Annotated in this window: 7 protein-coding genes; 3 read left to right on the top strand and 4 right to left on the bottom strand. The window is 25.9% G+C overall.

The features are described 5' to 3' along the window. Positions 1-147 precede the first annotated feature (147 nt). The 3 genes from BM020_RS02550 (at position 148) to BM020_RS02540 (ending at position 6069) form a co-directional block, all read left to right on the top strand. Entirely contained in the window at positions 148-1656 is a 1509-nt protein-coding gene (locus tag BM020_RS02550; protein ID WP_074798097.1) for a helicase HerA-like domain-containing protein, read from the top strand. 241 nt (positions 1657-1897) lie between these two features. Then, complete coding sequence (locus BM020_RS02545) at positions 1898-3277, top strand: metallophosphoesterase family protein (protein WP_074798095.1); 1380 nt, start codon at positions 1898-1900, stop codon at positions 3275-3277. A gap of 8 nt (positions 3278-3285) precedes the next feature. Beyond that, positions 3286-6069: an AAA family ATPase gene (locus tag BM020_RS02540; RefSeq protein ID WP_074798093.1), complete on the top strand. Its 2784-nt coding sequence runs from the start codon at positions 3286-3288 to the stop codon at positions 6067-6069. 193 nt (positions 6070-6262) lie between these two features. On the opposite strand, the gene BM020_RS02535 is transcribed toward BM020_RS02540, so the two are convergent. The 4 genes from BM020_RS02535 to BM020_RS02520 all read right to left on the bottom strand — a co-directional run bounded on the left by BM020_RS02535 (position 6263) and on the right by BM020_RS02520 (position 11671). After that, a complete protein-coding gene (locus tag BM020_RS02535; RefSeq protein WP_074798091.1) occupies positions 6263-6682 on the bottom strand; it encodes a nuclease in 420 nt (139 codons plus the stop codon). A 655-nt stretch (positions 6683-7337) separates the two neighbouring features. Beyond that, positions 7338-8396, bottom strand: coding sequence for a ribonuclease H-like domain-containing protein (locus BM020_RS02530; protein ID WP_074798089.1), 1059 nt, complete (start codon positions 8394-8396; stop codon positions 7338-7340). A gap of 153 nt (positions 8397-8549) precedes the next feature. Next, on the bottom strand, positions 8550-8855 hold the full coding sequence (locus tag BM020_RS02525) for a hypothetical protein (RefSeq protein ID WP_067146454.1): 306 nt from the start codon (positions 8853-8855) through the stop codon (positions 8550-8552). A 95-nt stretch (positions 8856-8950) separates the two neighbouring features. After that, complete coding sequence (locus BM020_RS02520) at positions 8951-11671, bottom strand: DEAD/DEAH box helicase (protein ID WP_074798087.1); 2721 nt, start codon at positions 11669-11671, stop codon at positions 8951-8953. Positions 11672-11704: the final 33 nt, after the last annotated feature.

Below are 11704 nucleotides of genomic sequence, written 5' to 3'. Positions count from 1 at the left end.
TGTGAAATTTTAGATTGATTGGGTTTTTAGATAAATCTGGGTGTGAAATTTTAGATTGATTGGGTTTTTATTTAATTAGTTTGTGAAATATTAGATTAATTGACATAAATGTTATAATAATGTATAATTGAGTTTAGAGGTTTAAAAATGATTGGAAGATGTATAGGAGAAACATCTCTTATTGAAGTAAGCTTTATTTCAAAAGAAATGCCACAGGTCGGTGAATATGTAACACTTGAATATGATGGTAAAATCATATTTGGTATGATTGAATCAATGGTTCGTGGAAGTGTTTCATTAAATAATGAAATATACGATCCAGATACTATTGCAAAGATACGGGAAATTGAAGGTGATGATTACTACATCAAAGGAAGCATAACAATTCTCGGAGATGTAAATGATAATTTAAAATTACCACGTACTCCAGCTCCACCTGGAACACCGATTTATCCAGCTTCATCTGAGATACTTGAGAAAATATTCCATGTTGAAAACTCTTTAAAACTCGGACATCTTATAAATAATGATGATGTTGAGGTGGGAGTGGACATTAATAAAATGGTTTCAAGGCACTTAGCAATTCTTGCAATGACTGGTGCAGGTAAATCAAATACGGTTTCTGTAATTATAGATGGATTATTAGAATATAATGGATGTATACTTATTTTTGATATGCATTCAGAATATGTAGATGCAGAATTTAGAAATGGTAATGTAAATGTCATAAAACCAATGATAAACCCTAAATATATGGAATTTGCTGAAATTAAAAAATTGGCAAATATTCCTTCAAATGCTCCATTACAAGAGAGATATTTTAGAAGAGCATTTAATAAAGCAAGAAACTTAGTTCAAGAAGGAACTGCCAGTACAGCTGATTTTATTGAATTATTATACTTAATTTTAGATGATTGGTATAGCGATGAGGAATATGATAAGAATAATAAAAAGAACATCATGGATGTAATCAATAAAATTGAGGATTTAAATGTCAAATATGATAGATTATTAAATATTAATATAGGTGATTTTTTAACTCAAATAAAACCTGGAATGGCAAATGTTTTAGATTTAGGGCAAGTGGATGAAAATACTGCTGAAGTATTGGTGGCTCATGTACTTAGAAGATCTTTAAGAAGCAGAAAACAATATGTTAGACATAATGATAAAGAGGCATTATCATTCCCAGTATTCTTTGTTGTTGAAGAATCACATATTTTAGCTCCTCAAAGTAGAAATCCCGATTCTAAATATTGGATTACACGTATAGCAAGGGAAGGGCGTAAATTTGGTTTAGGTCTTTGTTTAGTAAGTCAATCTCCTAAGTCAGTTGATGGTGAAACATTATCTCAAGCTAACAATATGGTTATTCTTAGATTAGTAGAACCAAAAGACCAAAAACACGTTCAAACTGCAAGTGAAAACCTTAGTGAAGATTTAGTAAAACAATTGCCGTCATTAAATATTGGTGAGGCTTTAGTTTTAGGACTTATGACAAAGGTTCCTACACTTGTTAAAATTAATGAATTTGAAGGAAGGCAACGTGGTGGAGACTTAAATATTATTGAACAATGGAACTCCCATAAAGAAGATGAAAAGAAATCTTTACAAATGGAATTAAATCAATTTAAAGATTTAGGTGGAGGATATTAGTTTTAGAAATATTTATTAATGCTAATTGATTATTATTTGTATGTTAAATGAGATAATGAAAAAATAATTAAATCAACTATTTAAAAAATAATAATTAAATAAGCTGTTTAAAGATTATTAAAAAACTATTTAAAGAAATTATTAAATATTATTTAAAAAGATTATTAAAAAACTATTTAAAGAAATTATTAAATATTATTTAAAAAATTATTAAAGATTGAAATTAAAGAGGGTGAAATTAATGCGTTTTGCACATTTATCTGACAGTCATTTAGGATATAGGCAATTTGGACTATTAGAACGTGAAAATGATTTTTATGATGTATTTGCTCGTAATATAGATAAAATAATAGAAAAAGATGTGGATTTTATTATTCATAGTGGAGATTTATTTGAAAATGTTAGACCTTCAACAGAGGCATTGCTTGCATTTCAAAAGGCTTTACTTAGATTAAAAGAAGAAAAAATATCAATTTATGCAATTGCAGGAAATCATGACTCTGTTTTAAGAAAAGGAGCTTTACCTCCACAAGTTTTATTTAAAGATTTAGGCCTTAAATTAATTAGTCCAGATAATCCTGCTTATGTAGAAGGTGCAGTTTTAATCTGTGGAATTCCATATGTAGCTAGTTCACAAAAAAGGGCATTAATAAGTGCATATAATAACTTATCAAAACTTGCAGATAAATACCTAAAATCTATATTAGTATCACATCAGGGCATTGATAAATGGATGTATAAAGATAGCCATGAAGTTGAATTAGCTGAAATGCCTAAGAACTTTGATTATTATGCAATGGGCCATATACATAATTATATTGAAGAAGACTTTGGTAAGGGTAAATTGGTTTATCCAGGTTCTATGGAAATATGGAAAACAAGTGAATCTAATGACAATTTTAGAGAACATGGTAAGGGATTTGTTGTAGTTGATTTAAGTCATGATAGGCCAGAACTTGAAAGAGTTAAAATCAAAATGCCAAGAGAATTCTATCAAGAAGTGATTGATTATAATAAATTTAGCCAAAGGATTCATTTACTTAAAGAAAAAATTCAATCTTTAGACAAGCAAGCAATGCTTGACTTGACAGTTGTTGGTGGAGATTTTAATAGTGCTGATGTTTATGAGCTAATTCAAGAAGCAATTGGAGAAGATGTTTTAAATCTAAGGCCAAATTTTAAACCTGATAAAGTGCTAGAAGAGGAAAGAATTATAGATGAAAATAAAATATTAGATCCAAGAGCATTATTGCAAAAAAAGCTTAATGAAAGATATGGTAGAGATGAGATAAATAAATTATCAATAGATTTATTAGATAATTTATCTGTTGGAAGAGTAGATGATGCAAAGATAATTTCTAATAGATTTTATAGTGAACATTACTATAATGGGGAGAATTTATCTAATAATTTAAATTATAGTGAAGATTACTATAATGGGGAGAATTTATCTAATAATTTAAATTATAGTGAAGATTACTATAATGGGGAGAATTTATCTAATAATTTAAATGATTCTACTAAAGAATATAAACTTAATATTGAAGATAAATCTAGTGAAAAAGATTCTAATAATGATAAATTAAAGAATAAAGAAATTAGTCTTGATGACTTTCAGTAGGTGATATGATGATATTTACAAGATTAGAACTAAAAAATTTTAAATCACATGCTAAGACTAAATTAGATTTTAATCCAGGTATCAGCTTAATCATTGGAGAAAATGGAGCTGGAAAATCAACAATATTTGAAGGAATTTCATTTGCATTATTTAAAGTATACAGCACCAAAACCATCTCTGATTTAGCTAGATCTAATAAAAATATTGGTGATAAGGTAGAAATGATGGTTAAACTGTCATTTATTTCAAATGGTATTGAATATAGAGTAGAAAGAGGAGTAACATTAAACAAATCATCTTCTAAATCTACATCAAACCTGTTTAAAATTACTAATGCTAAAGATGAAATAATTGCCTCTGGGAATAAAGAGGTTGATAATGAAATAGAAATCATATTAAGTATGGATTTTTCAACATTTTTAAATGCTATTCATATAAGGCAAGGGGAAATAGCTGATTTAATCGATAAAACACCAGCAACTCGTAAAAAATTGATTGGTAAATTATTAAAACTTGAAGAATTAGAAAAAGCTTATGATAATCTTCCAAGAATCATTGAAGATTATAAAACTAGAAAAGCTATTTTAGAAGATAGAATTCAAGCAGAATCAGAACTTAATTTTGAGCTTAAAAAAGCTAAACAAGAAGATTTCAATTTAAGTGAAAAAAATAATGCTCTAAAAGAAGACTTTGAAGGTCTTAAGGGAGAAATTGAAGAAAAAAATAGAGAAAAAGAAGAATTAGACAAAGAAAAATCAGAGTTTGAATCTCTTAAATTGAAGTTTATTCATGAAAATGATAATAAAAATAGCTTAAATAAGTCTAAAGAAGAATATTTCAATAAATATAATGAGATTTTAAGAAATGAAGGTGAAATGAATCTTTTAAAATCATCTTCAGATAAACTTCCAATTTATAAGGCCTTTAAAGAATCTCTTTTAAAATTGGATAAATTAAAAGAGGATGAAAAAAATAATAAGGAAAAAATCACAGAAATTGAAGGATATAAATCTACTATCTCAGATGAAAAAGAGAATCATGAAAAATACATCAGTTTAGAAAGTGAAATAAATACTTTTAATAATAAAAAGCTAGAATTATCTTCTGAGCTAAAGCATATTAATGAATTGGAATCTGAGAGAAAAGATCTCATTAGAGATATTGACCAATATAATAAAGATTTAAATGATTTCTTTAATAATTCTAGAGATGTTTTATCTAAATTTGAATTAGATGATAAAATTGATTCAATTAAAACTAATGATGATTTAAATAAATTAGATGCAATTGTAGAGAATCTTAGAACTAATCTTAAAGGGGAGATAGATAAAACAGATAATGATTTAGAAATTTTAAAGAAGGAATCGATTAGTTTAAAACAAGAGATTAAATCTTTAGATGAACCATTATCTGATATTAAAAAGGTTGAAAATAAATGTCCTGTTTGTCAATCTGATATTAGTAAAGATAAGAAAAATGAATTAATAGACATCTACCAAACTACAATATCTAATGATACCAATAGGATTGATGAAATTAATGAAATTTTTGATAAATTAAATAAAGAGAAAGCATTAAAGGATGCTGATTTAGCTAAGCTAGATTCAATTAAAACTAAGATATATCAAAACAAACATATTGTTGTAGACCTTGATAAATTTAATAAAACTTTAGAAAGGTTAAATACTAAAATCAATGAACTTCAAGATAAAAAAGAAGAACTTGATAACTTAGATAAAATTATTGAATCTAAGAATGCTGAATTTATAAAGCTTGAATCCAATAATAAGAAGTATTTGGATGCTCATACTCTTCTTAAATCAGCTCCTGATGAATCTAAAATTAAAGATGACTTATATAGCATTTCAGGTAATATTAAACTTGAAGATGATAAACTTAAAGAATTTATTAGTTTAGACTCTCAGCTGTCATTAGACATCAGTGAAGAAGATTTAGATGAATCTATTAATAAATTAACTGAAAAAGATAATAAATATCATATTTTATTAGGCTCAATCAAAGGTAAAGCCGAATATGAAGAAAAATTAAAAATCAAAAAAGAAGAGATTGAATCTAAAGAAAAAGAAATAAAAGAGATTAAAAATGCAATAGACACTTCAACTTATAATGAAGAAAGATATAAAAATATGAATATTTTATTGGATAGGTTAAATAATAGATTTAATTCACTTTCACAGGAAATAGCAGTTAATACAAACAATTTAAAAACCTATAAAGCTAAAATTAAGGAAATCGAAGAGATCATTGAAATAAATAGAAAAAATAAAGAAGAATATGATGCTGTTAAAGAATATTGTTCATTACTTGAAGATTTAAGAACTTTCTATAGTAAAGACGGTATTCAAAAAGACTTAAGAAGCCAGTCCAAACCTTTAATTCAAAAGTATACAAGGGAATTCTTTGAAAAATTCAATTTCAACTATTCTGACTTGATTTTAGATGATGAGTATAATATTTCTATTTATGGACCTGAAGGGGAAGCTAATATAAATATGGTAAGTGGTGGTGAGAAGATAGCTATCGCTCTTGCATTAAGATTAGCTATTACACAAGCTATGTCAAAGGGTAATATTGAAACTATTCTTTTAGATGAACCTACAATTCATTTAGATAGTTTTCGTAGACAAGAGTTAATAAATGTTTTACGTAGTATGTCTGTTATACCTCAAATGTTAATAGTTACTCATGATAGTGAATTGGAAAATGCTGCAGATACTCTTATTAGAGTTAAAAAAGAGGATGGCATTTCTAAAGTTGAGTTAAATAGTTAAAAAAAGAGAATGATATTTCTAAAGTTGAGCTAAATAGTTAAAAAAGAGGACGGCATTTCTAAGCTCGAGGTAAATAGCTGAAAACAGTTTTTAAAATATTTTTTTTATTTAAATAAGTATTTTGAAAAATAATACTTATTTAATGTTTTTTTTAAATTTAAGTTAATTCTTATAAAAGAATGAAAGGGATTATTTAAAAATCATCACATATTTCATCATAATCTCCATTTACAATTGATCTTATATCATCTACAATGCAATTTGCATTCCATCCTACAACTGATTTAGCTTTAGATTCTAATTCTTCTGGAACAATTTCCATACCATAAGGTCTTACTAAAAGTATAGGAATGTCATATTCTTCTGCTTTTTTAATTAAAATATCAATTGGTTCTTTATTATAATTATAAAGACCAGATAATATAACAATAAGATCCACATTTTTAAAGAAGGTTTCTCCAAATGGAGCATAATCCCTTGCCATTGATTCAGTCCATAAAAAATCAGGTTTTGAATATAATTTTTCACTAAATTGTCCATACTCGTTTTCTTGATCGATTCCACGTGTTATAATAAGGTTATAAATTTTATTGTCCTGTTCTTCTTCAAACATTTTATCCTTCCTTTTTAATTTAATAATTAAATTAATAATTAACTTATATTTTATATTGTTTTCTTTATATTAAAAATTTTATATAAAAATCAATAATTAATATTTAATAATGGATAGAACATGATTATTTAAATAACTTAAGTTAATTGATTTAGGCTTATGAAATAGTTAAAAAAGAGACTAAGAAAAAATCAAAAATCATGAATAAAAATTATAAAAAAAAGTTTAAAAAAGATAAAAATTAAGCATTTTTATTTTTTTATATGGGATAATTATTTTTTTTTAAAAATAACTTAATTTTTATTCTTTAACTTAGTTAGAGTCTTACCTTAAAAGGTTATCATCATATTTATTTTATGATTCATTATTTATAAATGTAATGTTTATTTAATCTATTCTTTCTTATTAATTTTGATATTTAATAAAAAATAGTAATTATTATTATCATTAAAGCCATATTTTTAAGTTAGATTATATTTAGATAATTATAATACTAATTTTAAAAATCTTATTACTCAACAACTTTATAAAAAATAAATTAAATTTATTTTCCTATGTTTTAAAAGGAATATCTCATTTATTTAAAGATTTTTCATATAAAAAAGGAATATCTCATTTATTTAAAGATTTTTCATATAAAAAAGGAATATCTCATTTATTTAAAAGATTCTTCATATATTTTCATTAAAAAATCAGCAAGAGAAACGATATCCATACGATTATGCTCAATAATAGGAATTAAAGGACCAATATTCTTAGTAGATAAATAGCTTTCATAGTAACCTGGAATATAGGCTCCAGGAACATCATCAATACGTTTTATATTAAATAAATACTCTTCAATAGTAGTTAATTTACAATTAGGTAAAACATCCTTCCATAAATTCCTTGCAGGATAGATTAAATCAAAATGAGTTTGATCTAGATTACAGTTCATCCTATATAATCTAGCTCTATTTTTAATAAATGGAATATCAAAACTTGCACCGTTATATGTAACATGAACACTAGCTTCATCAATATGTGACAAGTAAGCTTCAATAAGTGCAGGTTCTTCTTCTTTTGTTCTTAGCAGATATTGATTGGATTCTATGTATTTACCTTTTATCTCAGCAATTCCCAGTAAAATTATAGGTGCACTTGACAATCCAAGGGTTTCAATATCCATAAATTTAAGATTAAATGGATTAAGTGAATTTAAAGCCTTTAAAGTGCTATTTTTAGAATTAGGATATTTATTTAATTCTTTTAATAAATTAAATTCCTTAATAAAACAGTTCTTTTCTATCTTATCAATTAATATCTCGGCATTTTTAGAGTAGATATCATAATCTAATAAATCATAAAGAGTATCATATCCATTTCTTTTAAGATTTAATTCAGTTTGTATACCTATACCTGGAACTAATTTTAAATTAGAAACTAATTCATTTTTAATAGATTTTCTCTTATTTTCTAAAGAAAAATCTATTTTTTCTCGCCTTGAAATTTTTAAAGTTTCTCCATAGACATTTTCGATTAATGTACTGCCTTCTATATCTAATAAATCCCAATCTTTATATTTATTCATTAATCCAAGTTTTAAATTATCAAAATATGTAGGAGAATCTTTTTGAGCTCTTTGATAAGTTTCTTTAGATGGATTAGCTGAAGATAGTGATTTTGATAAAACATATTCCAGATATGCTTCATGTTCTTTTCTACCTAATGACATAGTATCATGTATAATAAATTATTCTTAATTTTTTTTTATCTCTTGGATTTCATTGATTTTAATTTTTTTTATCTCTTGGATTTCATTGATTTTAATTTTTTATCTATTGAATTTTATTAATCTTAATTTTTACATATATGTTTTTAAATTGATCTATTCATCAAAGTTAATATGGAATGTTATATAAGTGTAAGGTAATTCACAACAAGGAAGAACATCTCTTGAATTAATCACAGTTTTTCCAAATTTATCTAAATATTTTTCAATTTCAAATCTCACTGCTTTAACTTTATTAGGGTCATGAACTCTAATATTTCCTAAAAAGCTAGTTCCCTTAGATGTTTTCATAACTGAAATTCCATCCATTCTATAAGGTAGTTCGTGTTTTTCTAAGATTGTATTAATATCTGTATTGATTTGTTCTCTAATTTCATCTTTGTTTTCATTGTTAATTTTCATTATATCGCCCTTATGAATATAAATAACTCTTTGTTTCTTAAATATATAATGTTTTATATATTATTAAACTTATACTATAATTTTTAAAATTATTTTTAATAACTTTTTAATTCTAAATAAAATTCATTAGCTGCTTCATGTTCTGAATCTATTGAAATAGCTTTTTTAACAAAAGATAAGGCTCCTGTTTTATCTTCTTGCTTATTGAGTATTTTTCCAATGAGATAATATGCATCTGCACTATCTTCTTTAATGATGATATTAGTTAGAATCTCCTTAGCAATAGTATAATTTGCTTTATTATATTCTTCTAATGCATCATTATATTCCTCATCTAACGGATTATTAACTTCGTTATTTTCTTCATCATATCTTGTAATTGAACTTGTATTTGACTTAATGGGCTTATCCTGAGTATTATTTTCACTGATAAGACTGTTCTGATTATAATAAGTTTCATTATATGAAATATCATCTCTAATAGCTTGATTTTCTAAGGCAGACAATTCCTCTGGAGATAACTTATTCATTTCCTCCCAGATATAATCTAAAATAAACTCAGTAGCTTTTTTATGTAATGGCTTATTATCATTTCCACATTTTGGAGAGTAGATGCAGGAAGGACAACCGTTTTCACATTCACATCTTTTAAGCAAATTCCTTGTAGAATTTGTTAATTTGCTAAATACTTCTATCGCTTTTTCACAGATGCCAATTCCACCTTCATAAGCATCATAAATAAAAATAGATGCTTCTTGTGTGTCTTCATGATAATTAGTTGAAAGTCCCCCTATATCGAATCTATCACACATAACATGAAGTGGGAATAGTCCAATTAAAGCATGTTCTACTCCATGAAGGCCTCCTAGAAATACTTCATTTTCATTTTCATATTTATCTTCTAAAGCTTCTTTAAGGCCATCTGGAATAGTAAACCACAATCCTTTAGTTTTAAATTTTAATGGAGCTAAATCAAGAACATAGCTTCCAATTGTTTTAGAAAATTCCATTCTTTTATATTTATAATAATCTTCCTCTACTTCCAACTCACCATAATGAACTGTAAAGTCTCCTATTTTAACTTTTTTAATTTTTTTAATAATCTTTGTTTGAGTTCTTTTAAGTGCAATTGTATGTGCATTTACATCTCTTTTTATAACATTGATATAATGTGTTTTAAAGTTCACATCAGTTACAATATAAGTTTGACCTTTATTTATTAAAATAGCTCCTTCATGAGCTTCCCTATACATTTGAGACCTTTCTATTTTTTCTATTAACTGATTTCCATTCATTACACTGAATATTTCATTTGAAATTTTGTCTAAGGAAAATTCAAATGCAGGATTATCATCATATGGATAAATATAAATTCCAGAACTATTCTTCTTTAAATCTCTATTTTGAATTATCTCTTCTAGAAAATCTTCATCTACATCAAATACATCTTTAAGTTCTTCTTGGCTAAGAGGCAATTCATTAGCTGCACATATAATATGATTATTTAATAATTTTTCATTTTTTAAGTCAATTACAACATTTTCATGAGGTTTATCAAAGAAAAATTCCGGATTTTTCATGAAGTACTGATCTAGTTGATTTTCAAAGGCAACTAGAATTACGAGAGATTTTTGATTTGACCTACCAGACCTTCCTCCCTGTTGCCAAGTTGAAATCATAGACCCTGGAAAACCTGAAATAATTACTGCATCTAAACTACCTACATCAATACCTAATTCAAGAGCATTTGTTGAAGTAACCCCTAAATATTTTCTTGATTTAAGGCCATCTTCAATTTCTCTTCTATCTTCTGCTAAGTATCCTGCCCTATATGCAGAAATTCTATCAGCATATTTCTTTTTAGTATGTTCCATATCTCTTTTTGCCCATAAAGCTATTAATTCAGCTATCTTTCTTGATGATGTGAAACATAAAGTCTGTATATCTTTTAATAATAGGTATAAAAATATTCTTTCAGTTTCTTGATGTATAGATAAATTTGCATCATCTGAATTAGCTGCTAATTTTTTATAAGGGTTATATAAAATAAAATCCTTCTCACCACTGGGAGAACTGTCCTTATCGATTAGTTCAAATTCCTCACCAGTTAACTTCTCTGCAAGTTCTAATGGGTTTGCAAGTGTTGCAGAGGATAGAATAAATTTTGGATTAGATCCATAAAAATTAGCTATTCTTTTAAGTCTTCTAATTAAAAAAGCAACGTTAGAACCAAAGATACCTTTATAGTAGTGTGCTTCATCTATAACTATATACTTTAAATTAGAATAGAAACGTTTCCACTGATGATGCCATTGTAAAATATAGTGGATTTGATAGGGATTTGTGAGAATTACCCTTGATTCCTGACGTATTTTATATCTTTTTGCTTTTGGTGTGTCTCCGTCATAAGGGTTAACATTTAAGTCAAGCTCTAATTCTTCATCAAATCTTCTTAAGACTTTTAATTGATCATAAGATAATGCCTTTGCAGGGTAAATATATAATGCACATGCATCATTATCTTTAATAAGTTCTTCTAAAACAGGCAAATTAAAAGATAAAGTTTTTCCACTTGCTGTTGGTGTTGTAATAATGATATTTTTATCTTCTCTAGATTTTTTAATAGCTAGTTCTTGGTGTTTGTATAATTTAATTCCTTTATCTTCAAGGTAATTCAATATTTTTTTCTCTAAATTATCTACTTTTTTATAAATAGCTTCTTTTGCAGGAATTGTTTCTACATGTTCGATTTTTCGTCTAAAGAATATATCATTTTTAAACTTATCAATATTTTCCATTTCATCTTTATTTGTCATGATAATCAATAAAAGTAATTTTAAATTTAATAG

The sequence above is a fragment of the Methanobrevibacter olleyae genome (assembly GCF_900114585.1).
In the GTDB taxonomy this organism is placed as follows: Archaea; Methanobacteriota; Methanobacteria; order Methanobacteriales; family Methanobacteriaceae; genus Methanobrevibacter; species Methanobrevibacter olleyae.
This window is presented reverse-complemented; position numbering and strand designations above follow the sequence as displayed.

What these genes read in the sequence shown, in the direction of transcription:
- BM020_RS02545 (WP_074798095.1), top strand. Translation starts at nt 1,898, where the DNA reads ATGCGTTTTGCACATTTATCTGACAGTCATTTAGGATATAGGCAATTT.
- BM020_RS02520 (WP_074798087.1), bottom strand. Translation starts at nt 11,671, where the DNA reads ATGACAAATAAAGATGAAATGGAAAATATTGATAAGTTTAAAAATGAT.
- BM020_RS02525 (WP_067146454.1), bottom strand. Translation starts at nt 8,855, where the DNA reads ATGAAAATTAACAATGAAAACAAAGATGAAATTAGAGAACAAATCAAT.
- BM020_RS02535 (WP_074798091.1), bottom strand. Translation starts at nt 6,682, where the DNA reads ATGTTTGAAGAAGAACAGGACAATAAAATTTATAACCTTATTATAACA.
- BM020_RS02530 (WP_074798089.1), bottom strand. Translation starts at nt 8,396, where the DNA reads ATGTCATTAGGTAGAAAAGAACATGAAGCATATCTGGAATATGTTTTA.
- BM020_RS02550 (WP_074798097.1), top strand. Translation starts at nt 148, where the DNA reads ATGATTGGAAGATGTATAGGAGAAACATCTCTTATTGAAGTAAGCTTT.
- BM020_RS02540 (WP_074798093.1), top strand. Translation starts at nt 3,286, where the DNA reads ATGATATTTACAAGATTAGAACTAAAAAATTTTAAATCACATGCTAAG.